This is a genomic window from Bradyrhizobium sp. CB82 (genome assembly GCF_029714405.1).
In the GTDB taxonomy this organism is placed as follows: domain Bacteria; phylum Pseudomonadota; class Alphaproteobacteria; order Rhizobiales; family Xanthobacteraceae; genus Bradyrhizobium.
The window spans coordinates 8600312-8625116 of record NZ_CP121650.1; the positions used below are offsets into that span (position 1 = coordinate 8600312).

At 63.4% G+C, this 24805-nt stretch carries 26 protein-coding genes; 11 read left to right on the forward strand and 15 right to left on the reverse strand.

Annotation, left to right across the window (positions count from 1 at the left end):
• Window positions 1-149 precede the first annotated feature (149 nt).
• Window positions 150-782 (reverse strand): pyridoxamine 5'-phosphate oxidase family protein, encoded by a 633-nt coding sequence (locus QA640_RS40780; RefSeq protein ID WP_283038240.1) that lies wholly within the window; start codon window positions 780-782, stop codon window positions 150-152.
• Between the two features lie 120 nt (window positions 783-902).
• Between QA640_RS40780 and QA640_RS40785 the strand changes: the two genes are divergently transcribed.
• Window positions 903-1787, forward strand: a complete 885-nt coding sequence (locus QA640_RS40785) for a LysR family transcriptional regulator (RefSeq protein ID WP_283038241.1) — start codon at window positions 903-905, stop codon at window positions 1785-1787.
• Window positions 1788-1909: 122 nt separating this feature from the next.
• Here QA640_RS40785 and QA640_RS40790 read toward each other — a convergent pair whose 3' ends face one another.
• The 3 genes from QA640_RS40790 to pobA all read right to left on the reverse strand — a co-directional run bounded on the left by QA640_RS40790 (window position 1910) and on the right by pobA (window position 4771).
• Complete coding sequence (locus QA640_RS40790) at window positions 1910-2329, reverse strand: PaaI family thioesterase (protein ID WP_283038242.1); 420 nt, start codon at window positions 2327-2329, stop codon at window positions 1910-1912.
• Between the two features lie 126 nt (window positions 2330-2455).
• The gene (locus tag QA640_RS40795) at window positions 2456-3445 is read right to left on the reverse strand and encodes an integrase core domain-containing protein (RefSeq protein ID WP_283038243.1); all 990 of its coding nucleotides are present in this window, start codon (window positions 3443-3445) and stop codon (window positions 2456-2458) included.
• 156 nt (window positions 3446-3601) lie between these two features.
• Complete coding sequence (gene pobA, locus QA640_RS40800) at window positions 3602-4771, reverse strand: 4-hydroxybenzoate 3-monooxygenase (protein ID WP_283038244.1); 1170 nt, start codon at window positions 4769-4771, stop codon at window positions 3602-3604.
• Window positions 4772-5032: 261 nt separating this feature from the next.
• Here pobA and QA640_RS40805 point away from each other — a divergent pair, with 261 nt between their 5' ends.
• The 3 genes from QA640_RS40805 to QA640_RS40815 all read left to right on the forward strand — a co-directional run bounded on the left by QA640_RS40805 (window position 5033) and on the right by QA640_RS40815 (window position 8073).
• Window positions 5033-6049 (forward strand): TRAP transporter substrate-binding protein, encoded by a 1017-nt coding sequence (locus tag QA640_RS40805; protein WP_283038245.1) that lies wholly within the window; start codon window positions 5033-5035, stop codon window positions 6047-6049.
• Between the two features lie 192 nt (window positions 6050-6241).
• A complete protein-coding gene (locus QA640_RS40810) occupies window positions 6242-6751 on the forward strand; it encodes a TRAP transporter small permease (RefSeq protein ID WP_283038246.1) in 510 nt (169 codons plus the stop codon).
• 2 nt (window positions 6752-6753) lie between these two features.
• Complete coding sequence (locus QA640_RS40815) at window positions 6754-8073, forward strand: TRAP transporter permease (protein ID WP_283038247.1); 1320 nt, start codon at window positions 6754-6756, stop codon at window positions 8071-8073.
• Between the two features lie 392 nt (window positions 8074-8465).
• On the opposite strand, the gene QA640_RS40820 is transcribed toward QA640_RS40815, so the two are convergent.
• The 7 genes from QA640_RS40820 to QA640_RS40850 all read right to left on the reverse strand — a co-directional run bounded on the left by QA640_RS40820 (window position 8466) and on the right by QA640_RS40850 (window position 15337).
• Window positions 8466-9185, reverse strand: a complete 720-nt coding sequence (locus QA640_RS40820; protein WP_283038248.1) for a cytochrome c family protein — start codon at window positions 9183-9185, stop codon at window positions 8466-8468.
• Between the two features lies 1 nt (window position 9186).
• Entirely contained in the window at window positions 9187-9315 is a 129-nt protein-coding gene (locus tag QA640_RS40825) for a hypothetical protein (protein ID WP_283038249.1), read from the reverse strand.
• Window positions 9316-9323: 8 nt separating this feature from the next.
• The gene (locus QA640_RS40830) at window positions 9324-12509 is read right to left on the reverse strand and encodes an efflux RND transporter permease subunit (RefSeq protein WP_283038250.1); all 3186 of its coding nucleotides are present in this window, start codon (window positions 12507-12509) and stop codon (window positions 9324-9326) included.
• Complete coding sequence (locus tag QA640_RS40835) at window positions 12506-13948, reverse strand: efflux RND transporter periplasmic adaptor subunit (protein WP_283038251.1); 1443 nt, start codon at window positions 13946-13948, stop codon at window positions 12506-12508. Before QA640_RS40835 ends, QA640_RS40830 begins: the two co-directional genes overlap by 4 nt.
• On the reverse strand, window positions 13945-14352 hold the full coding sequence (locus QA640_RS40840; RefSeq protein WP_283038252.1) for a FixH family protein: 408 nt from the start codon (window positions 14350-14352) through the stop codon (window positions 13945-13947). The genes QA640_RS40835 and QA640_RS40840 overlap by 4 nt, the downstream gene beginning before the upstream one ends.
• 99 nt (window positions 14353-14451) lie before the next feature.
• Window positions 14452-14808 carry a hypothetical protein gene (locus QA640_RS40845; RefSeq protein ID WP_283038253.1) on the reverse strand — a complete coding sequence of 119 codons (357 nt, stop codon included), beginning with the start codon at window positions 14806-14808 and terminating at the stop codon, window positions 14452-14454.
• 94 nt (window positions 14809-14902) lie between these two features.
• On the reverse strand, window positions 14903-15337 hold the full coding sequence (locus tag QA640_RS40850) for a DUF411 domain-containing protein (RefSeq protein WP_283043043.1): 435 nt from the start codon (window positions 15335-15337) through the stop codon (window positions 14903-14905).
• 701 nt (window positions 15338-16038) lie between these two features.
• On the opposite strand from QA640_RS40850, the gene QA640_RS40855 reads away from it, so the two are divergent.
• The 5 genes from QA640_RS40855 to QA640_RS40875 all read left to right on the forward strand — a co-directional run bounded on the left by QA640_RS40855 (window position 16039) and on the right by QA640_RS40875 (window position 21281).
• Window positions 16039-16848 carry a crotonase/enoyl-CoA hydratase family protein gene (locus QA640_RS40855; RefSeq protein WP_283038254.1) on the forward strand — a complete coding sequence of 270 codons (810 nt, stop codon included), beginning with the start codon at window positions 16039-16041 and terminating at the stop codon, window positions 16846-16848.
• Between the two features lie 10 nt (window positions 16849-16858).
• On the forward strand, window positions 16859-18742 hold the full coding sequence (locus QA640_RS40860) for a feruloyl-CoA synthase (RefSeq protein ID WP_283038255.1): 1884 nt from the start codon (window positions 16859-16861) through the stop codon (window positions 18740-18742).
• Window positions 18743-18767: 25 nt separating this feature from the next.
• Window positions 18768-19529, forward strand: a complete 762-nt coding sequence (locus tag QA640_RS40865) for an SDR family NAD(P)-dependent oxidoreductase (protein WP_283038256.1) — start codon at window positions 18768-18770, stop codon at window positions 19527-19529.
• Between the two features lie 85 nt (window positions 19530-19614).
• Window positions 19615-20034 carry a thioesterase family protein gene (locus tag QA640_RS40870; RefSeq protein WP_283038257.1) on the forward strand — a complete coding sequence of 140 codons (420 nt, stop codon included), beginning with the start codon at window positions 19615-19617 and terminating at the stop codon, window positions 20032-20034.
• Window positions 20035-20129: 95 nt separating this feature from the next.
• On the forward strand, window positions 20130-21281 hold the full coding sequence (locus tag QA640_RS40875) for an ABC transporter substrate-binding protein (protein WP_283038258.1): 1152 nt from the start codon (window positions 20130-20132) through the stop codon (window positions 21279-21281).
• A 287-nt stretch (window positions 21282-21568) separates the two neighbouring features.
• Here the strand turns inward: QA640_RS40875 and QA640_RS40880 are convergent, their stop codons facing one another.
• Window positions 21569-22297 (reverse strand): glutathione S-transferase family protein, encoded by a 729-nt coding sequence (locus QA640_RS40880; RefSeq protein ID WP_283038259.1) that lies wholly within the window; start codon window positions 22295-22297, stop codon window positions 21569-21571.
• A 36-nt stretch (window positions 22298-22333) separates the two neighbouring features.
• Window positions 22334-22597: a hypothetical protein gene (locus QA640_RS40885; RefSeq protein ID WP_283038260.1), complete on the reverse strand. Its 264-nt coding sequence runs from the start codon at window positions 22595-22597 to the stop codon at window positions 22334-22336.
• 115 nt (window positions 22598-22712) lie between these two features.
• Between QA640_RS40885 and QA640_RS40890 the strand changes: the two genes are divergently transcribed.
• Both QA640_RS40890 and QA640_RS40895 read left to right on the forward strand, forming a co-directional pair.
• Window positions 22713-23411 (forward strand): YafY family protein, encoded by a 699-nt coding sequence (locus QA640_RS40890; protein ID WP_283038261.1) that lies wholly within the window; start codon window positions 22713-22715, stop codon window positions 23409-23411.
• Window positions 23412-23416: 5 nt separating this feature from the next.
• Window positions 23417-23743, forward strand: coding sequence for a YkgJ family cysteine cluster protein (locus QA640_RS40895; protein ID WP_283038262.1), 327 nt, complete (start codon window positions 23417-23419; stop codon window positions 23741-23743).
• Here the strand turns inward: QA640_RS40895 and QA640_RS40900 are convergent.
• A complete protein-coding gene (locus tag QA640_RS40900; protein WP_283038263.1) occupies window positions 23740-24138 on the reverse strand; it encodes a hypothetical protein in 399 nt (132 codons plus the stop codon). The genes QA640_RS40895 and QA640_RS40900 overlap by 4 nt on opposite strands.
• A gap of 129 nt (window positions 24139-24267) precedes the next feature.
• The gene (locus QA640_RS40905) at window positions 24268-24615 is read right to left on the reverse strand and encodes a DUF3307 domain-containing protein (RefSeq protein WP_283043044.1); all 348 of its coding nucleotides are present in this window, start codon (window positions 24613-24615) and stop codon (window positions 24268-24270) included.
• Window positions 24616-24805: the final 190 nt, after the last annotated feature.

Consider the following 24805-nt stretch of genomic DNA (forward strand, 5'->3'; position numbering starts at 1 on the left):
CTTCCCTTCGCCTCCGCGAGTTCACTGCTACTGATTCATTCGCGGAGAGACCCCCTCACCCGTCTCGCCGCCATGCGGCGAGCCACCCTCTCCGACAAAGGGGAGAGCGGTATGCACCGTCCTCGTTGCATGAGATTCGACGCGCTGCGTCAGCTTGTCGTTGCCGCCAACTTCCGTCCCTTCAGTGCTGCGACATCCGCTTCCAGCTCTGCGATCCTTGCATCACGTGCGGCAAGCGCTGCGGCCACATCGGCCGCGTCGAATTTCTGCGGGATGTGCTGCGGGCAGTTGGTGTCCCAGGCGGCGATCTTGAACAGGATGACCTGCTCGGGGCGCGCCTTGTAGCCTCTTGGCGTCAGCGATTGCATCAGCGCGTCATCGTCCTCCACCACGCGCGCCTCGCCCCAGATCTTCACCCTCCGGCGATGAGCATAGTCCATCACGAAGATATAGGCCTTGGGATTTTCGGAGAGGTTCCCTTGCGTGAGATACTGCCGGTTGCCGCCGTAGTCCGCGAAGGCGAGCGTCTGCTTGTCGAGCACCTTCAAGAAGCCCTTGGGGCCGCCGCGGTGCTGGATATAGGGCTGGCCATCGGTGGAGGCCGTGGCGAGATAGAAACTGCTGGCATCGGCCAGGAACGCCGCGAGATTTTCGTCGACCTCGGTGCGCCAGCCGCGCTGCTCGGCGTCGGAATACGCCTCGCGCGAGCCCTTTCGTGTCTGAATCGATTTAACTGCCGGGGTGAAAGCAACGTCGCTGGCGTAGATACGGGCGGACGGCATCGGAGCATCTCCAGGAAACTGGCGCGTTCTCGCGTCTCTCACGAATAAAATTAGCCCGCCGTCGGTCCAAAACAATCAGCCTGCTTGACACTTCATCATTGCAATATATGCAATAAAGCCATGGACCGGCTCGAGGCCATGCACGTCTTCGTCGCTGTCGCCGAGCTGCGCGGCTTTGCGCCGGCAGCGCGCAGGCTGCACCTGTCGCCGTCAGCGGTGACCCGGCTGATCGCCTCGCTGGAAGAGCATCTCGGCGCGCGGCTGTTGCAGCGGACCACGCGCTCGGTGACTCTCACCGACGTCGGCACGCGCTATCTGGAGCGGGCGCGGCGGATCCTCGCCGATGTCGAGGAGGCGGATGGCTCGGCGCGCGCCGAGCGCAACCGACCGAACGGGCGGCTCGTGGTCTCCGCGCCAGTCGGCTTCGGCCGGCTGCATGTCGGACCCGTGATGTCGGCGTACCTGAAGCGCTATCCGGACGTCACCGGCGAATTGCGGCTGTCCGACCATATGATCAACCTCGTCGAGGACGCAGTCGACCTTGCGGTGCGCATTGGCCACCTCGCCGATTCCTCGCTTGTCGCGCGGCAGGTCGGCGAGATGCGGCGGATCGTGGTCGCCTCCCCCGACTACCTCAAGCGCCATGGCGAGCCGAAGTCGCCGGAGGCGCTGCTTCAGCACCGGACCATCCAGTTCGGTCCCGCGACCAACTGGCGTTTTCAGCGCGACGGCCGCGATATCGAGGTCACGCCGAGCCCGCGCTTCATCAGCAACAGCGCCGATGCAGTGCTGCAATACGCCGAACAAGGCGGCGGCGTGACGCGGGTGCTGGCGTATCAGGCCGCCGACGGCCTGAAGCGCGGACGACTGAAGATCGTGCTGGCAAAGTTCGAGCAGCCGGCCTTGCCGATCCACATCGTCTATCCAACCTCGCGGCTGCTGTCGGCCAAGGTGCGCGCATTCATCGATCTCGTGGTGGAGACGACGAACTGGAAATTTGGGTAAGTCTCGTGCCCCGGATGCAGCGCAGCACGTAGTGATGCGCTGCTGAGCGGGGGCCCACGCCGGCTGGGTCCCGGCTCTGCGTCGCGTCATTTCATGACGCGCCGCGTCCGGGACACGAAAGCTCATGCCTGCTTCGGCACCACGCGGAACGTGCCGCTCGCCCGCGCGATCACGGCGTCGTCCGCCTTCACCAGGCATTGCGCGAAACAGATCGTGCTGCCGGTCTTGATCACCTCGCTCTCGACCGCACACCACTGCCCGATCTCGGCCGCGCCGACGTAGTCGATGGCGAGCGAGATCGTCACGAACGACGTTGTCCAGCCCGTCGCCTGCGCGCAGCTATAGCCCATCGCGGCATCGGCAAGGGCCGCGATGAGACCGCCGTGGATGAGCCCGCGCGCGTTGGTGTGCGGCTTTGCCAGCCGCAATCCGACGATCACGGCCTTGTCGGTACGCTTTGAATAGAGTGGCTCCCAGGGATCGGTGAGCGGGCTCTTGCGGAAATGCGGCTCAAAGCCGTCGGGGATGGCGGTGGCGGTCATGCGTGCCTCGCGTCGTTGATTGCCGCCATTGAACGCAATGGACGTGATGGATGCATCACCTACAAAGTTTTAAACGACATTTGCGCAGGTGTTTGAAATGAGCACTGCCGTCATTGCTGTCGATGTTCAATAATTCGCTGATTGGATCGCGGTGGTCTTGGTAGCCGCAAAGGCTTTGGGAGTTTGTCCTGCCAAGGCCTGATGGGGTCTGTGGTTGTTGTAGTAGACGAGGTATTCGAACAGTTCGTTGGCGATGTGGTCGAGATTATCGAAGGTCGCGCCTTCGATGACGTCATCATCCAGCGTGCGCCAGAAGCGTTCGACTTTGCCATTGGTCTGCGGCCGGTATGGCTTGGTGTAGCGGTGTTTGATGCCGAGCTCGAGCAGCATGGCCTCGAACGGATGCTCGTCCGGCTTGGTGCGGGCGGCGAACTCGGCGCCGTTGTCGGACAGGATTTCCTGGAAGACGAGCCCGTAAGTGACGTTGAGGGTGTTGATCATCTTCAGGGTCTTGAACATGACCGGCAGCGCCTTCTTGGACGTCAGGACCTCGGCCCAGGCCAGGCGCGAGCAGCTGTCGATCAGGCTGATGATGGAGGCCGTGACCGGGGGTGGCGCGAGGAACATGTCGCGCGGCAATTGATGCAGGTCGACGTGGCCCAGCTCCCCGAGCTTGTCCTTGATAATACGGCGTTTCTCCTCACGCATCGCCGGCGTGCGCCGGTTCAGCTGATAGCGCCTCAGCACCCGGTAGATCGTGATCGGTGAAGGTACCGTGTCGCGCGTCTCGCGCAAGACGGCATGGATCTCATAACGGTTCATCCCCCGCTTGCGATGGGTGACGATCTCCGCCTCGATTCCTTCCGGGTCGCGCCGTTCCCGCCACTTGGGGCCGCGCCGCCGCGGCAGCAGGTCCGCTTCCTCGCCGCTCTGCAGATAGCGATTGTAATACTTGCGGAACGTCTGTGAGCAGGTCCCGTGGTGCCGGTAAAAGTCGCCGACCCGCTTGAACAGCGCCGATCGGCCAGCCTTCACCGCCTCATACTCCGGGATCAGAAAACGCCACTTCTGTAGATAGTTGCGCTCAATCGTCCGGTCGTAGCTGTTGTCGCGCATCGGATCGTCCTCCTGTGGAGCGATCCAATCAGCGAATTAGTGAACATGCACAATTGCGAGGAGCGCAGCGACGAAGCAATCCAGAACCTTTCCGCGGGTGCAGTCTGGATTGCTTCGCTCGCAATGACGGAATACGCGGCAGCGGCCGCGCTCTGCCTAAAACGGCAGCCCCACGTAATTCTCCGACAGCGACGTCATCGCGGCCTGCGACTGCGTGACGTAGTCGAGTTCGGCGAGCTGGATGCGCGCGCCGATGGTGCCGGTGTCGGGGAATTTGTGCAGCATCGAGGTCATCCACCAGGAGAAACGCACGGCCTTCCAGACCCGCGCCAGCGCCTTGGTGGAATAGCCATCGATCCCCGCGCTCGACTTCTCGTCGTAATATTCGCGAAGCGCGGTCGCGAGATAATGCGCATCCGACGCCGCGAGGTTGAGTCCCTTGGCGCCGGTCGGCGGCACGATGTGGGCCGCATCACCGCACAGGAACATCCGGCCGAAGCGCATCGGCTCGGCGACGAAGCTGCGCAACGGCGCGATGCTCTTTTCGATCGAGGGACCGGTGACGAGACCGTCGGCGGCCTCCCGGTCGAGGCGGCGCTTCAACTCGTCCCAGAAACGATCGTCCGGCCACTGGTCGATATGGTCGTCGAGCGGGCACTGCACATAGTAGCGACTGCGTTTGGTCGAGCGCATGGTGCAGAGCGCAAAGCCGCGGGCATGGTTGGTATAGATCAGCTCGTGGCTGACCGGCGGGGTGTCCGACAAGATGCCGAGCCAGCCGAACGGATAGATCCGCTCGAACTCCTCGATCGCCGACCGTTTGACGCTGGCGCGGCTGACGCCATGGAAGCCGTCGCAGCCGGCGATGAAGTCGCAGAGAATCTCGTGGCCGACGCCATCCTTGACGTAGGTTACGCGCGGGTGACTGCCGTCGAAATCATGTGGTTGCACGTCCTTGGCTTCGTATATCGACGTGAGGCCTGCCGCCTTGCGTGCATCCATCAGGTCGTGCGTCACTTCGGTCTGGCCGTAGATCATCACCGTCTTGCCGGTCGCACCCTTCATATCGATGCGATGACGCTGGCCGGAAAAGGCGAGCTCGATGCCCTCATGCAGGAGGCCCTCGGCGTGCGCGCGCGCTCCCGCACCGACTTCGTCGAGCAGCGCCACGGTTCCCTCTTCGAGAAGGCCGGCGCGGATCCGCCCGAGCACGTAGTCCGGGCTCTGGCGCTCGATAATGACGTTGTCGATGCCGTAGCTGTTGAGCAACTGCCCAAGCAGCAATCCCGCCGGTCCAGCGCCGATGATTGCGACTTTTGTCCGCAATACTTACCCCTCCCGATCCTGTAGGTTGCGGCGCGAGCTTGCTTGTCGCGTTCGCCCGCGCGCGATAATTATAACATATAACGTTTGAGCAAAAGGGAGTGTCATTCGCCGCAGCGCGACATATCCGGCAACGGCTTTCCGCGCGACGAAAGCTGCCGCGTCGCTACTTCCGGCTTGAACGAGTTTTTCAATTATATAACATGTTAACTAACGGGACCGGGGCCGAAGAAGCCTGCGGTCAAGAACAGGGAGAGACGAGCGATGAGGAAAGCCTGTCTGGCGTTGCTGCTGGCAGCAAGCGTGACGCCTGCCTTCGCGCAGGACAAGAATTTCGACCTGAAGATCTCGCACTGGGTGCCGGCCTCGCATCCGCTTCAGAAGTCGCTGGAGGACTGGGCGGCCGCGGTGGAGAAGGACTCCGGCGGCACTATCAAGAGCAAGGTGTTTCCGGCGCAGCAGCTCGGCAAGGCGTTCGACCATTACGACATGGCGCGCGACGGCATCGCCGACGTCACCTACGTCAATCCCGGCTACCAGCCCGGCCGCTTCCCGATCATCGGCGCCGGCGAACTGCCGTTCCTCGTCTCGGATGCCAAGGGAGGCTCGATGGGGCTGGATGCATGGTATCGCAAATATGTCGATAAGGAGATGAAGGACGTCAAATACTGCCTCGCCTTCGTCCACTCGCCCTCCTCCTTCCACTCGCGCACCAAGAGGATCGTCAACCCTGAGGACGTGAAGGGCCTGAAGATCCGCCCGGCCCATGCGACCATGGCGAATTTCGTCACCGCGCTCGGCGGCACCAATGTGCAGTCTTCTGCGCCCGAAGTGCGCGACATCATCGAGCGCGGCGTCGCCGACGGCGTCACCTTCCCCTGGGGCTCACTGGTGCTGTTCGGCATCGACAAAGTGACGAAGTATCACATGGACGCGCCGCTTTACGTCACGACGTTCGTTATCGTAATGAACAAGGACAAGTACAATGCGATGTCGGACAAGCAGAAGGCGGCCATCGACAAGAACTGCACGACCGAGATGGCCGGCGTGGTCGGCGAGCACTGGGGCAAGTTCGAGGATGCCGGCATCGACAAGATCAAGGCGGAAGAGGGTCACGAGGTCTACAAGCTGAACCCGGAGCAGACCGCGTCCTGGAAGAAAGCGGCGGAGCCGCTGGTCAAGACCTGGGGCGAGGGCGTGAAGAAGACCGGCACCGATCCGGACGCAGCGCTCGCCGAGCTGAAGGCCTCGCTGAAGAAGTACAACGCGCTGGCGGAGTAGCATTGCGCTTTCGGCCACTGCCTCGCTGCACCTGTCGGCGCAAAGCGCCGGGTGGGGGCTCAATCCAATCGAGAGATCTCGCTCGCGGATGCACCCCCACCCCAACCCTCCCCCGCAAGCGGGAGAGGGAGCGCAGCCCAATCGTGGCTGCAACTTTGGACCCAACGGACGTTTGAACAGGAATCTTCCCTCATGAAGCGCGCCTGGATGGATCGCTTTATCGACACGATCGAATGGATCGCGGCCGGTTTCGTCGGCCTCGTCGCGCTCGACATCTTCGTCTCGGTCCTCCTGCGCAACATGTTGAACTACTCGATCCCCGATTCCTTCGACATCGGCCGCATGCTGCTCGGCATCCTGATCTTCTGGGGCATCGCCGCGACGTCCTATCGCGGCACGCACATCACGGTCGACCTGGTCTGGGCCAATGTGAGCCCGCGTTACCAGCGCTGGATCGACGTGTTCGCAACGCTCGTGCTGCTGTTCGTCGTCACCGTGCAGACCTGGACGCTGTTCGACAAGGTGCGCGGCACCTATAACGACAATGTGCAGACCTTCGACCTGCACATGCCGACCTGGCCGTTCTTCGCGATCGCCTGGATCGGCGACGTCTCGGCGGTGCTGTTGATCGCGATCCGCACCTACCGGCTGATCTTCCATCCCGAAGAAATGCACGATCCCAAGCTGAAGGCGACGGAGTAGTCATGAGCACCGATGCCGTCGCCGTAATCGGCTTCGTTTCCCTGTTCGCGCTGATGCTGCTGCGCGTACCCGTCGGCATGGCGATGGGACTCGTCGGCGTGTCGGGCTTCTCCTATCTCGTCGGCGCAACGCCGGCGCTCAAACTGGTCGGCCAGACCTCGATGCGCACGGTCACCGATTACACTTTTGGCGTCATCCCGATGTTCCTGCTGATGGGCTCCTTCGTCAGCAATTCCGGCATGAGCCGCGAGCTGTTCCGCGCCGCCAACGGTTTTGTCGGCCATTTGCGCGGCGGGCTCGGGATTGCGACCGTCGGCGCCTGCGGCGGCTTTGCCGCGATCTGCGGCTCGTCCGTCGCGACCGCCGCGACCTTCTCCGCCGTCGCCTATCCGGAGATGCGCCGCTTCGGCTATCCGCAATCCTTTGCCACCGGCGTGATCGCAGCCGGCGGCACGTTAGGTGCGATGCTGCCGCCCTCCACCGTGCTGGCGGTCTACGGCATCATCACCGAGCAGGACATCGGAAAACTCTTCATCGCCGGCATCATCCCGGGCCTGCTCGCGATGAGCATGTACATGATTACCATCGGCCTGATCGGATACTTCCGTCCGGACTTTTTGCCAAAGGGCAAGAAGCTGCGGTGGCGCGCGCGCTTTGCAGGCCTGAAGGAGATCTGGGCACCGGTGCTGCTGTTCGTGTTCGTCATCGGCGGCCTCTACGGCCTGCCCTTCCTGCCGCGCTTCACGCCGACGGAAGCCGGCGGCGTCGGCGCCACCGGCGCCTTCATCATCGGCGTCCTCACCGGGCGGCTCGATCGCGAGAAGATCTTGGCCTCGCTCCTGCAGGCGACGCGCACCGCAGCCGCCGTGTTCACCGTGTTGATCGGCGCGCTGATCTTCGGCTATTTCCTGACGGTGACGCAGACCCCGCAGAAGGTCACGGAATTCCTGACGAGCCTCGGTCTCGGCTCTTACGGCGTGCTGGCGCTGATCATGGTGATGTATCTCGTGCTCGGCTGCCTGATGGACGCCATGGCGATGATCATCCTCACGGTGCCGATCATCTTCCCCGTGATCACGCACCTTGGTTTTGATCCGATCTGGTTCGGCGTCATCATCGTCATGACGGTCGAGCTCGGTCTGATCCATCCGCCGGTCGGCATGAACGTCTTCGTCATCAAGAGCGTGGTGAAGGACGTGTCCTTCTCCACCATCTTCAAGGGCGTGATTCCGTTCGTGGCCACGGACCTCGTGCGTCTCGTGATCCTGATCGCCTTCCCGCTGCTGGCGACCTGGCTGCCGACGCGCATGATGGCGCATTAGGGACGCAATTGCATTGTTTGAATTCGCGCCAATGCGCGCTGCTTTCCCCTCTCCCCTTGTGGAAAAAGGATGAATTGGCCGAAGGCATTGAGAAGAAAGGTTCTTCCCGCTTTCCGCCTCCGGGCGATACTATAAACCGATACTGTATTTCCCCGGACCCGCCTATCCCCATGAAAAAACCCCGGATCGGGGCCTTTGATGGGGCCCGGATCGGAGGGGCGGCATGCGGCTCAATATCCTCGGGCGGCGAACGCGGATATGAGGGCGCCGTCGTCGACGTGTACTCACAATAAGTGACTTAGAGCAGCTCAGGCGCGTTAGATGTCCGCTGTGCCATCAGCGGTACGAAGGCGGACATCGCCCGAGGTCCGAGTCGGGCCAAAGCCAGACATTCAGCATCGTGACATGATCATCTTGCTGATTTCCTCAGGCGCGGCGAAAATCACGTCGGCTCGGTCGCCCATCATTCCAGCCGGCACGATGGCTGGAGCGCCACGCTGCGGACCGTCCTGGCTGGAATCAGTTTTCAGCCGCAGATTGCGCTCCCAGAAATGCCGCGTCTTGTCGTCAGCAGTGGTGACCCGGTAGGTGTCGTGGCAATAGGTGATCGCCTTCACCTGCATGTTCGGCTCAAGGCTTTTCAGATTTGGGACCTGCCCGCCGCCTCCCATCATTCCGCCCATCATGCCTCCCATCCCGCCCATCGGCGCCTGCGCCGTTCGCTGCGGTGCCGCGCCCGGCTTGGTGGCCTCTTTCAGAAAGGCGAGCAGGTCTGCACGATCCTGCGGGTTCTTGATGCCGTTGAACGGCATTTCATTGTCAGGGACCATCCGGTCCGGATCAGTTAGCCACCCATCGAGCGAGCGGTCGTCCCAGAGGATTCCGGAAGACTTGAGTGCGTCGGAGTAGCGCTCGAAGCTCGGCAGGGAGCCCGCCTTGCGTCCCCACAGGCCGGCGAGGCTCGGCCCCGTCATGTTGCGGTCGGGCTCCAGCGAGTGACACGGTGCGCAAACACGAAAATCCCGCTCCCCGCGAGCGACGCTGTCTTGCTGCGCGTAGACCGGCGATAAGACGAGGACAGCCGCGAGCGCTGCAAATAGGGTGCGATGCATATCAATCTCTCCTGTTTGAGAAGAACAGGTATTTGATCAGCGCGGCTGCCCCCAACACCAGAACGATGATGATCAGCGCGGCGACGAGACCCATACCGCCCATCATCCCTGACATCATGTCGTTCATCATGGTTCACCTCATTTGGCAGGCTCCGGGATTCTCAATTTCGTGACGATCGCTTTCGTCTTCACCGGCGATTGTGGTTTGCCCGCGGGAGGCAAGCGGAAGCCTTTGACCAACCCGAAGATGGCCGGGATCACGATCAGCGTGAGCAGAGTCGACGAGACCATGCCGCCGATCATCGGCACCGCGATGCGCTGCATGATTTCGGAGCCGGTACCGGTGCTCCACATGATCGGCAGCAGTCCCGCCATGATGGCGACCACGGTCATCATCTTCGGCCGTACGCGCTCGACGGCGCCCTCCATGATCGCCTCGCGGAGATCGGCACGGCTAAGTGTCCATCCTTCCGCAGCGCGGCGCTCCCTGATCTCCGCGAGCGCTTGGTTGAGGTAGATCAGCATCACGACGCCGGTCTCAGCGGCGACGCCGGCGAGCGCGATGAAGCCGACGGCAACGGCAACCGAAAGATTGAAACCGAGCCACCACATCAGCCAAAGCCCGCCGACCAGCGCGAACGGCAGCGACAACATGACGATCATCGTCTCGGTGACCGACCTGAAATTGAGGTACAGCAGCAGAAAGATGATAAGCAGCGTCGCCGGCACGACGATCTTGAGGCGCGCCATGGCCCGCTCCAGATATTCGTACTGACCGCTCCAGACCACGTAGTACCCGGCCGGGAACTGAATACTGGCCTGCACCGCGCGCTGGGCGTCCGCGACGTAGCCGCCGAGATCGCGCTCGCGAATGTCAACGTAGATATAGGTCGCAAGCTGTCCATTTTCGGTCCGGATCGACGTCGGACCGCGCGTCGATTGAACGGTTGCGACCTCACCCAATGGCACAGCCCCGCCGGCGGGCATCGGGACGAGGATATCGCTCGCGATAGCCTTTGGATTGTCCCTGAGATCGCGGGGATAACGCATGTTGACGGTGAACCGTTGCCGACCCTCGACTGTGGTGGTGACCGTCTGTCCGCCGAGCGCCGTCGCGATAGCATCCTGGACATCCTGCACCATGATTCCGTAGCGCGTCAGCGCCGACCGGTCCGGCGCGATTTCGAGGTAGTAACCGCCGATGCCACGCTCGGCATAGGCCGACGAGGTGCCCGGCACCGCACGCAGTAGCTGCTCGATCTGCTTGGCGAGGCGGTCGATCTCAGCGAGATCGGTGCCGATCACCTTGACGCCGACCGGCGTTCGGATGCCGGTCGAGAGCATGTCGATGCGCGCCTTGATCGGCATCGTCCAGGCGTTGGAAACGCCCGGGAACTGCAATGCCTTGTCCATCTCGGCGACAAGGCTGTCGATGGACACCCCGGAGCGCCACTGCTCCTTTGGTTTCAGGTTGACGATGGTCTCGAACATCTCCGTCGGAGCGGGATCGGTCGCGGTGGCAGCGCGTCCCGCCTTGCCGTAGACCGATGCGACCTCGGGAAAGGACCGGATGATCCTGTCCTGCGTCTGCATCAGTTCGGCCGCCTTGGTGATGGAGATGCCGGGCAGCGTCGTCGGCATGTAGAGCAGCGTGCCTTCGTTCAGGTTCGGCATGAATTCCGTGCCGAGGCGGCGTGCTGGCCAGATCGTGGCCGCGAGCACGGCGATCGACAGCAGGACGACAAGGGTCTTCGCACGCAGCACGCCGTTGATCACGGGCCGGTAGATCCAGATCAGAAATCGATTGATCGGATTGCGGTGCTCGGGGACGATTCTGCCGCGGACGAAGAGCACCATGAGCGCCGGCACCAGGGTGACCGACAGCAGGGCCGCCGCCGCCATGGCAAAGGTCTTCGTGAAGGCCAGCGGACTGAACAGCCGTCCTTCCTGCGATTCCAGCGTGAAGATCGGCATGAACGAAACGGTGATGATCAACAGGCTGAAGAACAGCGCTGGCCCCACCTCGGCGGCCGCCTCGATCAGGATCGTGATGCGCGACTTGCCTGGCTCTGCGCGTTCGAGACGCTTGTGGGCGTTCTCGATCATCACGATCGCGGCGTCTACCATGGCGCCGATCGCAATGGCGATGCCGCCGAGGCTCATGATGTTGGAGCCGATGCCCAGCAACTTCATCGCGCCGAACGCCATCAGGACACCCACCGGCAGCATCAGGATGGCTACGAGCGCGCTGCGGACGTGCAGCAGAAAGACGACGCAGACCAGCGCGACGACGAGGCTCTCCTCTAGCAGGGTGTGCTTGAGCGTATCGATGGCGGCGTAGATCAGTTTCGAACGGTCGTAGACCGGCACGATCTCGACTGACTTTGGCAGGCTGGTCGCGATCTCCTTGAACCGCTTCTTGACGTTTTCAATCACGTTCAGCGCATTCAAGCCGAACCGCTGCAGGATTATGGCACTGGCGACCTCCCCTTCGCCGTTCAGCTCGGTAATGCCGCGCCTTTCATCCGGCCCTAGCTGGACCCGAGCCACGTCCCGGAGCAATACGGGCGTACCCTTGTCGGTCTTCAGCACGATATCGCCGAGATCGTTGATGCTCTTCAGGTAGCCCTTGCCGCGGATGACGTATTCGAACTCGGACAATTCGACCGTGCGGCCACCGACGTCGGCATTGCTTGCCCTGATCGCCTCTCGCATCTTCTGCATGGTGATCCCGAGATCGCGCATCCGCTGCGGGTCGAGGATCACGTTGTACTGCTTGACAAAGCCACCGACGCTCGCAACCTCGGCGACGCCTTCGGCTTTGGCCAGCGCGAATTTGAGATTCCAGTCCTGGATGGTCCGCGTGTCGGCAAGGTTCAATTCCTTGGACATGACCGCATACTGATAGACCCAGCCGACGCCGGTGGCGTCCGGACCGATGCTTGGCGCCACTCCTGCCGGCAACCTCGACGTCGCGGCATTCAAGAATTCGAGCACGCGCGAGCGCGCCCAGTAGATGTCCGTGCCGTCCTCGAAGATCACGTAGACGAACGAGACCCCGAAGAACGAGAAGCCGCGCACCACCTTGGATTTCGGCACGGTGAGCATGGCCGTCGCCAGCGGATAGGTGACCTGGTCCTCGATCACCTGCGGTGCCTGACCCGGGTACTCCGTGTAGACGATCACCTGTGTGTCGGAGAGGTCCGGGATGGCGTCGAGCGGCAGATGGACCAGCGCGTAAATTCCGGCCGCAGCCGCGAAGCCCGTGCCGAATAGCACCAGGAGCAGATTGCGGGCCGACCAGGCGATAAGGCGAGCGATCATGGCCGCGCCCCCGTGGCGCCGGCTCCCTCGCCGGGTTGCGCGCCTTGCGGGTCGGCAAAGCCCTTCAAGGCCGCCTTCAGATTGCTTTCGGCATCGATCAGGAAGTTGGCGGAGGTCACGACCGCTTCACCTTCGGACACGCCTTGCGTGACCTCGACGTATCCGCTGCCGCGCCGGCCGAGCTTCACCTCGCGCGGCTCGAAACGACCTTCTCCCTTGTCGACAAGGACGGCCTGGCGCGTGCCGCTGTCGAGCACGGCACTTTCGGGCACAGTCAGCACCGGGGCCAAGGTGCCCGTTTCGATTTCGGCATCGACGTACATCTCAGGTCGCAGCAGTTCATCCGGATTGGGCACTTCGATGCGGATCCGCGCTGTGCGGGTCTGGGCATTGAGATGCGGATAGATCAGCGTCACGGCGCCGGCGAACGTCTGCCCACCCAGGGCTCGCGGCCTGATCGTGACTTTCGTCCCCACCCCGACTTGAACGAGATCACGTTCCGCGATGTCGAGAAGCACCCAAACGAGACGGTGGTCGGCGACTCTGAACAGGACGTCCCCTGGCCCGGCGCGCATCCCGTTCACCGCGTTGCGCTCAATGATTTCGCCGTCCTGCGGTGCGAGCCAGGGAATGGAAAGCGAAATCTCCCGCGTGCGCTCCAGCTCCCTAATGGCCGGCTCCGGCGTGGCAAGATTTTCCAACCGCCGGCGCGCACCCTTCAGCTCCTTACCGGTGGCGCCTGCGTTGATCGCGGAGAGATACTCGGCGGCGGCGCTCGAAAGCGCCGGGCTATACACGTTCATCAGCGGTTGACCTTTGTGAACGTGGTCGCCGGTCGTGACGTTGGCGACGCTTTCCACGAAGCCCTCGAAGCGCAGCGCGACGACCGAGATGCGCCGCTCGTCCTCCTGGATGACGCCAGGTGCGCGAACGATCGATTTGACCGGTTGGCGCACGACCGGCTCGGATTTCGCGCCGGTGCGCTGAATCTTTCCCGGCGAGAGCTTCACGCTTCCGTCGTCGCTGTCCTCGCCTTCGTAGACCGGGATGTAGTCCATGCCCATGGAGTCTTTCTTCGGCACGGGCGAGGTGTCCGGCAGCCCCATCGGGTTGCGGTAGTATTTGATCTTGCGGTCGGTCTTCGCCTCGGCCCCTTTGCTCGGGCCCTGGGCCTCCTCGGGCTCGTCGAAGCTGACGTCGGCACTCGCCGGCACGGCGCGCCAGGCCCGCCCGTCCGACGTCTTCTTCGGCTCGAGCGAGTAGATCGGCTTCCCGTCCGGATCCTGGTAATAGATCGTCGCGCCGCCCCCGGCTGCAGCGGCGAGCGACACAGCCGGTCGGCTGAACGGATTCGCAGACGGCACCGCGACCGCGAGCAAGCCGGCACCGGCCGCTGCGCAAAGCGTAACGACCGTGCCCATGGTGACGGCGCGCTTCATTTCTGCGCCGAGACGACGAGCTTACTTTCGACAGTGCCGGTCTCGCCCTGCACTTTGGCGCCAAGGGAAAGCTGCCATCGGCCCTCCATACTGAAGTTGGCCTTGAACTTGTAGGTTCCCGGCTCGCCGCCCGGCACCGAGGCAACCTTGGTGACCATCTCCTGCATGCCGTCCGGTGCCATGTCGAGACGGGTTGCGAAAATGACCGCATCGGGCACCGGCTTGCCGGTCTTCTTGTTCAGCAGCCGGACGGTGACGATCTTGTCCGCGCCGGTCTTGACCGTTTGGTCGACGAGTTGGAATTCGTAGTCCTTGACCTCGGCGAGCGCCGCGGGTGCCGTGCCGAACACGGCCATACCGATGAGCGCAGCCGCGACCGCGCGCGAATAGTCGAACGATTTCATATTTTCTGATCCTCGATTGCTTTTGGTCTGCCGCTTGTGCGGCGTTGTACGCCCGCGACCTCCAGGCCACGGGACGGCAACCGGCGCTTCCAGCGCCGCTCAGACCAAACGTCGAGGGGGATGTTCGGGAGGCGGACGGGTCAGACCGGCGGCCATGACGTCATCAAGCGACCGCAGCAGCTCCCGTGCGGGCTGCCTAACAATGATTGGCGTGATCGACGGCCCAGCCTCCAACACCTTCAACATGCAGATTGCGACGAGCGGACAGTCCTTGCATTGCTTGCTGTTCTGCTCGTCCGGGCAGCACGACATGTCGTCCGGCATGTCTTGCGCATCTGTCATCTGCATGGCGGCCATAGAATGTCCCGCCACCGCCGGTGTTACCAGCGGCGCGACCGTCAGCCCGGCCGTCACAAGCACCGCGAGCAAGAGCCTGAGGAAGTGGCGAACATTCATGGTGCTACACTCTCACAGGGGCGGGATGCTGGAAAGCGCCCCGGTTCACGAATTCGCGAGCCCCACGCCCCTGGTGGTTAACCGTCTCACACGGTCAGCCAATGGCTTCCTTGCCGACAAAACGCATGAAAGTCGTTCGGCCGGCCGGCCCAAACATCACAACCGCATAAGGCTGGGGATGTCCGCCTTCCATTCCCGGCGATCCTATGGGCATGTCGGGCACGGCAAGCCCGAGAGCCTTCGGGCGTTCCGTCAGCAGCCGCCGCACCGCCGACGCCGGGACATGGCCCTCTAGGATGTAGCCGCTCACCTCTGCCGTATGACACGCCGCCAGATCGGCCGGGACGCCCAGACGCCTCCGGACGCTCGGGAGATCAGCAGCCTCGTCGACCTCGACCGTGAAACCCGTGTCGCGCAGATGCTGTACCCAACCCGCGCAACAGCTACAGTTCGGATCCTTGTGGACCTTGATCAGCGGTTCAGCGGCGGAGGCGGGGCGAGCCAGCCGTCCCAAGGCGACCGTGGCCATCAACCCCAGAACGGATCGTCGCGCGAATCCACCCACATCCTTGGTCATATGCAGCTCCTCCGTTGGCCTGGCGATCCATTCCTGGCATGGACGGTTGGACGTTCGCGCCACTGACGACCGAGATCAAGGGATTGCAGAGGTACGCTCGTCTGCAATCCTACGTGACCGGCCACGTCAGTAAATGCCGGGCTCATGCAATCTATTGGGATGACTTGGGTCCGCCATGATAGCGCCAGGTGGAAGCGCTCGGAACGATCATGGGCTCTATCCACGACGCTCCCCGGTCATAAGCGAATGCAGACATCGGGGCACGTTGCGAGGTAACGATGCCTGCGCGGCATGCCGACCGCGTGGTGATCGACGTGCATCAGGTGATGTGAGGGTGACGCGACGGCGTTGAACCGATTGCAGGCGCGGGTGCTGCCAGTGGCAATGGCCGCGCCTCACACGTCGCTCGTCGTCCCGGGGCGCGACAGAGTCGCCGGGATCCATAACTTCAGGATAGAGTTGTTGGGGGAACCCGGGCCAGGAGTCTGCGCCCAACATCTCCTTGTCATGGATTCCGGCCCTTCGCCGGGACGACGGCGACAAATGGGCGCTTCCCTTACCGCTCCTGACCTCCGGTCCGCCGGCGCCCTGGCTTCCCGTATTGACTCCCTCGAAATTCGTTATACAACATAACTATTCTGAAAAGGACGCAAATGACACAGGGAAACGCCGATAGCGCAGCAGCGGGACCTGATGCGCTGCTCAAGATCGAGCGGGCGGGCAAGGTCTTGACCGTGGGCCTGAACCGGCCCGCCAAGCGCAATGCGCTCAATGACGGCATCATTCACGCGATCGGCGACTGCTTTGCGACGCTGCCGGACGACATCGGCGCGGTCGTCATCCATGGCATCGGCGACCATTTCTCCTCCGGCCTCGATCTGTCCGAGCTGACCGACCACGACGCGACCGGCGGCCTCCTGCACTCGCAGATGTGGCACCGGGTGTTCGACCGCATCCAGTACAGCCGCGTGCCCGTGATCGCGGCGCTCAAGGGCGCCGTGATCGGCGGCGGGCTAGAGCTGGCCTGTGCGGCCCATATCCGCGTCGCCGAGCCCTCGACCTATTTCGCGTTGCCGGAAGGCCAGCGCGGCATCTTCGTCGGCGGCGGCGGCTCGGTGCGGCTGCCGCGGCTGATCGGCGTCGCGCGGATGATGGACATGATGCTGACGGGCCGCGTCTATCCCGCGACCGAAGGCGCTTCCTACGGATTTGCGCAATATCTGACCGACGAAAGCGGCTCGCTGACGAAGTCGCTCGAGCTCGCCGCGCGCATCGCCTCCAACGCGCCGCTGACCAATTTCGCCGTGCTCCAGGCGCTGCCGATGATCGCGGAGGCCAATCCGCAGGCCGGCCTGTTGATGGAATCGCTGATGGCAACGGTCGCCCAGAGCGACAAAGAGGCAAAACGCCGGATCCGCGAATTCCTCGAGCACAAGACCGCCAAGGTGAAGCCCAAGTCATGAGCGTAGAGTCATGAGCGCAAAGCCGTCCTCGTCGCCCACGGAACGCGGTGCGAGCGCCTCCGCGCTGCGGCCGATCTCGTTCAGCGATCCCGTCGTCAACATCGAGCGGCGCGATGACGGCACGATTTACCTGCGGCCAAAACGGCCGCTCGGCGACTATCCGGTGCGCATCACCGACCGCCTGCATCATTGGGCGAAGACGACGCCGGATCGCGTCTTCATGGCCGAGCGCGAAGGCGGCCGCGGCTGGCGCAAGATCACCTATGCCGAGCTCCTCACCGCGAGCCGGCACATCGCGTCCGGCCTGATCCAGCGCGGCCTGTCGGCGGACAAGCCGGTCGTCATCCTCTCCGGCAATTCGATCGACCACGCGCTGCTCGCCTTCGGCGCGTATTATGCCGGCGTGCCGTTCTGCCCGGTCTCGCCGGCCTATTCGCTGGTCTCGAAGGACTACGCCAAGCTCTCTTATCTGATGAAGCTGCTGACGCCGGGCCTCGTCTTCGCGGAGGACGCCGACAAGTTCGCGGACGCGCTCGCCGCCAACGTCTCGCTCGGCACGGAGATCGCCGCGTCCTACGGCGCCATGCCTGGGCGCGACGTCACGCTGCTCGCCGACCTCATGGCGACGCCGATCCACCCCAACCTCGACGAGCTGCATGGGGGGATCGGCCCCGACACGATCGCAAAATTCCTGCTGACGTCGGGCTCGACCGGCAATCCCAAGGCCGTCATCAACACCCAGCGCATGATCTGTGCCAACCAGGTGATGCTGCGCGAGACGCTGGCGTTCCTGAAGGACGAGCCGCCGGTCATCATCGACTGGCTGCCGTGGAATCACACCTTTGGCGGCAACCACAATATCGGGCTGACGCTCTACAACGGCGGCTCGATGTATCTCGATGCCGGCAAGCCGGTGCCCGGCGGCATCGAGGAGACCGTGCGCAATCTCCAGGAGATTTCGCCGACAATCTATTTCAACGTGCCGAAGGGCTACGAATCGCTGCTGCCCTATTTGCGCGACGACCAGGGCCTGCGCGCAAGGTTCTTCGACCGCCTGCATGCGATGTTCTTCTCCGGCGCGGCATTGTCGCCGTTCGTCTGGAACAGCCTCGACGAGCTCGCAGTGAAGGAGAAGGGCTATCGCGTGCCGATGCTGACGGGCCTGGGCGCCACCGAGACTGCGCCGTTCTTCATGTCGGTCAATCCGCGCACCAGCCGCTCCGGCCATGTCGGCCTGCCGGTCTCCGGCAATGACGCCAAGCTGGTGCCGAACAACGGCAAGCTGGAAGTCCGCTGCAAGGGTCCGAACGTCATGCCCGGCTACTGGCGCCAACCCGAAGTCACGGCAAAATCCTTCGACGAGGAAGGCTTCTACAAGCTCGGCGATGCGCTCAAGCCCGCCGACCCCGATGACCTCAATGCCGGCTTCGACTTCGACGGCCGCGTCAGCGAGGACTTCAAGCTGGCGAGCGGCACCTGGGTCAGCGTCGGCCCGTTGCGCGCGCGCCTCACAGCGGCCTGCGCGCCGCTGGTGCGCGACGTCGTCATCGCCGGCATCAACCGCGACGAGATTTCCGCGCTCGTGGTGCTCGACCTCGACGGCTGCCGCCTGATCAATCCGACATTGCCGGCTGACGATCTCGTCGTCACCGCGCGCGATCGCTTGGTACGAGAGGCGTTCCGCGAGCGTCTCGCCCAATTCCTTGGCTCGGCTACCGGCTCCTCGACCCGGATCACCCGCGCGATCCTTCTGGATACGCCGCTGTCGATCGACAAGGGCGAGGTCACCGACAAAGGCTCGATCAACCAGCGTGCCGTGCTGGAACATCGCACGGCGCTGATCGACGAGCTCTATGCTGCAAATCCAACGGACCGTGTGATATCGGTCGCCTAGAAACAATCCGCCAAAGGAGAACGCCATGTTGTTAAGGGATCAGGCAGCCATCGTCACCGGCGGCGCATCGGGGCTGGGCGCGGCGACCGCGCGAAAACTTGCGGCGCAGGGCGCCAAGGTCGCAGTCTGCGACCTCAACACCAAGCTCGCCGAAACCGTCGCGGCAGAGATCAAGGGCGTGGCCGTGACCTGCGACGTCTCCGATGCCGCCTCGGCCGAAGCGGCGATCGCCGCGGCCACCAAGGCGCACGGCCCGGCCCGCGTGCTCGTCAACTGCGCCGGCATCGGCGTTGCCAAACGCGTGGTCGGCCGCGACGGTCCGATGGCGCTCGCCGATTTCGACAAGGTGATCAAGGTCAACCTGATCGGCACCTTCAACATGCTGCGGCTTGCCGCCACCGAGATGTCCAAGCTCGAGCCACAGGCGAGCGGCGAGCGCGGCGTTATCATCAACACCGCTTCCGTCGCCGCCTATGACGGCCAGATCGGCCAGTCCGCCTATTCGGCGTCCAAGGGCGGCATCGTCGGCATGACGCTGCCGATCGCGCGCGAACTCGCGCAGTTCGGCGTCCGCGTGCTGACCATAGCGCCAGGCCTGTTCCTCACGCCGCTGCTCGCCAACCTGCCGCAGGAGGCCCAGGATTCGCTCGCTGCCGCGATCCCGTTCCCGCGCCGCCTCGGCAACGCCGACGAGTTCGCAGCGCTTGCGCTTCACATGGTCGAGAATGCCTATCTCAACGGCGAGGTGGTCCGTCTCGACGGCTCGCTGCGCATGGCGCCGAAGTAGACTAGTGATCGGGATTGTCGCTGGGATTTCGATCTTACCTCTCCCTCCGGGAGAGCGTGGCGCAGCACTAGTGAGTACATAACGCATGTTCGTTCATCGGCGCGACGTCCAGGTCCAGTGGGGTGACTGCGACCCCGCGAACATCGTCTATTACCCGCGCTATTTCTCGATGTTCGACGATTCGACCTCGGTCCTGTTCGAGAAGGCAGGCTTCTCGAAACAGGACCTGGTCCACAAATACCGCCTGGTCGGCATTCCCATGGTCGACACGCGGGCGAAGTTCTACATCCCCTCGACCCATGGCGACTGGATCACCATCGAAACTAGCATCGAGAGCATCAAGCGCTCGAGCTTCGAGGTGAAGCACAACGTGTACAAGGGCGAGGCCCTGGCGATCGAGGCCTTCGAGACCCGCGTTCTCGTCGCCCGCGACCCGGCCAATCCCGACAAGCTGAAATCCGCGCCGTTTCCGCCGGAGATGGTCGCCAAATTCTTGGGGAGCTAAGATTCTTGGGGAGCTAAATCGCCGCACCGCCCAAAGACGGGGCTGAATTCGATCACAAAGTCTGCTTTCAAAGACACACCTTAAGGGAGGAATAGATGAAACGGTTTTACCTGAGCGCCGCGATAACGGCGGCAACACTGGCCCTGCCGGCGCTGCCCGCGATGGCCCAGACCAACGAAATCACCATCGGCATCACCACCACCACGACCGGCCCGGGCGCGGCGCTCGGCATTCCCGAGCGCAATGCGTTGGAGTTCGTGCCGAAGGAAATCGCCGGCGTACCGCTGAAGGTCATCGTGCTCGATGACGGTGGCGATCCGACCACCGCGACCACCAACGCGCGCCGCTTCGTCACGGAATCCAAGGCCGACATCATCATGGGCTCCGCGCTGACGCCGCCGACGATCGCGGTCTCCAATGTCGCGAACGAAGCCGGCATTCCGCATTTTGGCCTCGCCCCCTTCCCGATAACGCCTGAGCGCATGAAGTGGTCGGTGGCGATGCCGCAGCCGATCCCGATCGTGGGCAAGGTGCTGTACGACCACATGAAGGCCAAGGGCGTGAAGACCGTCGGCTATATCGGCTATTCCGACTCCTACGGCGACCTCTGGTTCAACGACCTGAAGGCGCAGACCGGGCCGATGGGCATAACCGTTGCCGACGAGGAGCGCTTTGCGCGTCCCGATACATCGGTGACCGGACAGGTGCTCAAGCTCGTTGCCGCCAACCCCGACGCGATCCTGGTCGGCGCGTCCGGCACCGCAGCCGCGCTGCCGCAGACCGAGCTGCGCGAGCGCGGCTATCAGGGCCTGATCTACCAGACCCATGGCGCGGCGAGCATGGACTTCATCCGCATCGCCGGCAAGGCAGCGGAAGGCGTGCTGATGGCCTCGGGGCCGGTGATGGATCCGGAAGACCAGCCGGACGAGGCGCAGACCAAGAAGCCGGGGCTTGCGCTCAACACCGCCTATGAGGCGAAGTACGGTCCGAACAGCCGCAGCCAGTTCGCCGGCCACTCGTACGATGCCTTCGAAATCCTGAAGCGCATCATCCCGACGGCGCTGAAGACCGCCAAGCCCGGCACGCCGGAATTCCGCGAAGCGATCCGCCAGGCCTTGCTGTCGGAGAAGGAATTGGCCGCGAGCCAAGGCGTCTACAACTTCACCGAAAAGGACCGCTACGGCCTCGACGAGCGCTCGCGCATCCTGCTGACGGTGACGAACGGCAAGTACAAGCTGGTGAGGTAAGCACGTCAGCAGTTTTGAGACGACGTGAGCCGGCCCATCAGGCCGGCTCACTTAATTCGGCTTTGAGATTAGCGAGCGTGACGAGTTCGGCCAACAGCAGCACTCTCTCCGGGAGGGGCAGGGAGGGGGTGCCACACGGGGATTCTTTCCGTCGCGCTCACGCCTCCGATGCATCATCAACAACCAGCACCTTTTCCTAGGTCATCCCCCCTCCCTAGCCCTCCCCCGCAAGGGGGGAGGGAACGCACCTCCGTCGGGGCGCTAGACGAGTCTCATTCCATCAGGCTTCAGGCTGCCTCCCGGAGCTTGGTCCAGGCGAACTCCGGATAGTATTGATCCATCATACGATCGACATACGCCCTGAGGTTCGGAAACTCTTCCGCCCGCTCGCGCAGCTTGGATTCGAAGAATGGCGTCAGGATTCCGCTGAGCGCGCCGAAGGCGGTTGCATCAACCCCGCACGGCTTGTTGCTCATCAGATACGCCTTGTCGCCGAGTTGCACCGACAGCGCGAACAGCGAACGCACGGCCAGATCGACGTCGTCATCGGGCGCGTGGCGGCCAAGGCCTGACAGCAGATAGTTCTCTGCGACGCGGAATTGCGCATCCTCGCGCAGCTTCTCGCGGTTGTGTTCCGGTGCGCCGTCGAAGAAATGCGCCGGACCTTTGGCGAAATTGACCGGGTCCACCCAGCGCGCGCCGACCAGCGCCCAATAGACATGACTCTCGATCATGCGCTCGAAGGCCCAGGCCTGGGCGCGTTCCTGCAACGACAGGCCGGCGTCGAAATCGAAACCATAGCGGCGCTCGATATGTGCCCGGATGAAGGTGGAGTCGGCGACCGCTTCGCCATCGTCATCGATGAACGGCAGCTGCCCCTTGGGCGAAGCAGGCGGCATCGCCCGCTCCTTCCGATAGGGCAGTCCTGCCATCTTCAACTGCACCTCCGTCTTGGTGACGAAGGGGCTGATTTCCGGCAGGCCGAAGCCGATGCCAAAGCCGTAAAGCGTGATCATGCTAGTGCTCCTGATCCCCGAAACTGCTGTTGGAACCTACCGACCGGCTGCTGCCACCATGGTGGCAGCAGCCGTGATATCCTGCGCGAAACGGGCGCCCTGCCAGGCCCGGCCCATGACGTGGCGAACCACGGCGTCCGCGGCCCCGAGCAGCGAGCGTGCGATGAGAGCGACGATCGCGAGACGGAGGTCGACGAACATGAGATCGAACGCGCCGGGACGGCCAAGAACGAAGGTTTGCAGCAAGGCCTGCACCCGCCATAGCGGGCTCGCCTGGCTGAAGGTGGTGGGAAGCATCATGGACAAATCCTCTTCATTCGAACTGTTGTCCCGGTATAGAACTCCCCTGCTGCCAACATCCTGTCAGCATCCGCGCGCCGGTTTTTAAACGGCGCGCCAAATCGGAAGACGTGTCATGAGACGTGCCGACCGGCTGTTTCAGATCATCCAGGTGCTCCGGCGGAGCCGCAAACCGCTGACGGCGGACGCGATCGCGGCCGAGCTCGAGACCTCCAAGCGCACCGTCTATCGGGACATCGCAACGCTGATCGGCCAGCGCGTGCCGATCCGTGGCGAGGCCGGCATGGGCTACATCCTGGAAAAGGGTTTTGACCTGCCGCCCTTGATGCTGACACCCGACGAGATCGAGGCGGCGGTGCTGGGCGCGCAATGGGTTGCCGGCCACGCCGACACGGCGCTGGCGCGCGCCGCCGAAGACCTGATGGCGAAGATCGCCGACACAGTGCCCGAGCGCCTGCGCCCCTTCGTGCTCGAGCCGGCAAGCCGCGCGCGGCCGAGCTGGAATCGTGAACCCGACCGCATGGACATGGTGCGCACGCGCACGCAAATCCATGAAGGCAAGAAGATCACGCTGCGCTATCGCGACGAGCAGGGCCGCGACAGCCAGCGCACGATCTGGCCGATTGCCGTCGGCTACCTCGAGGCCGTGCGGCTGCTCGCAGCCTGGTGCGAGCTGCGCAGCGATTTCCGCAGCTTCCGCACCGACCGTGTGGTGGATGCGACCTATCTCGACGAGAGATATCCGGAGCGGCGTGACGTGCTGCGCGCCAAGTGGCGGCAGAGCCTGGTCTGGGGTCCGCCGAAGGACAATTGAGCGACATGGACCAGAACTCCACGACCGACCTGTCGCAGCTCTGCCAGGCTTGCGGCGCCTGCTGCGCCTATTCGGCGAACTGGCCGCGTTTCTCGATCGAGAGCGAGGAGGAGCTCGCGCTGATCCCGCAAGCCCTCGTCAACGAGCGGCAATCGGGCATGCGCTGCGACGGCGATCGTTGTTCGGCACTGAAAGGGAATATCGGGGGTACGACCACCTGCGGCATCTATGCCGTGCGGCCGGAGGTGTGCCGCACCTGCATGCCTGGCGATGCCGAATGCGCGATGGCGCGGCGGAAGTTCGGACTGCCGGTGATCGAGATCGGTGCTTAGGCTGGGACGGCTTCAGCGAGATCGTCGTCGAGTTCGTCCTCGAGCGGCGCAAGCACCGAGAGTGGTTTGGTCGACAGCGTAATCGGCTTGCGGCTGCCCGACAGCGACGGCGATGCCTTGGCCGTGCTTTCACGCGACAGCGCGTAAAGCGTGGAGCCGACGCGCCCCCCACTTTCGATCAGTTCGCGCTCCGTGCAGCTCGCCGCGATCGCGACCGCCAGCGAATGCAGATGGCTGCGGCGGTAGCAGAACAAGGCCAGCCTGGCGCGGGCCTCGGGGGCAACACTCTCAACCAGTCTCGGCAGACCGCTTTCGCTGGCGCGATACATCTCGCCAAGGAGCTCGTCGCGGACCGGGCAGAAATCGCTTTCGTAGGCGTCTCGGCTTGAAAACATTGCGGTTCTCCCTCGTATGCGGAAGATGCCGCGCAATTCTCTAACGAAAGGTTAACCACACGGGCCGGTAGTGTCCCGGGTTTTTGCGTCCCGTCTCGCGAATCGGAAACGCCGCCGCAGCCGGCGGGCTCAGTTCGCCGCCATGAAGATCGACAGCCCAAAACCGGTGAGGTGGTGCAGCGCCTGGTCGACGCCGATCAGGGTCCAGAACCAAGGGTGCTCCTGGTTGACGCCAAAATTGGCCGAGACCAGCCCCTTGGCTCGATCGACCGTGATGTGGATCGCGAAATCAATCAGGGCGACGAACCAGAATCTTGGCGCGAATATCAGGATCAGCGGCAGCGCAACCGCAAGGTGAATCAGGCAGTGCACGAGGAGCGGGAGCGCCCAGCCGTGCTTCTGGTCCTTGCCTTGCGCCATCCAGGCGGTCTGAAGGACGAAATCGGCGATGATGTGCTTGAAGGTGAGCAGCAGCATCCAGCCAATGAGCGCTTCGACCGGAACCGCCGATGACATGGGTGGAAACGACAAAGCTGGACGCCCTCATTGAACGTGGAAGAAAAAATGGAGCGTTCAGTGCGACTTCTTCTTGGGTCCGGCCAAATCGCCGAGATCGCACTTTTATGACATCTCTCGCGGCGGAATGCACCCCGGGAGGAACCGGAAA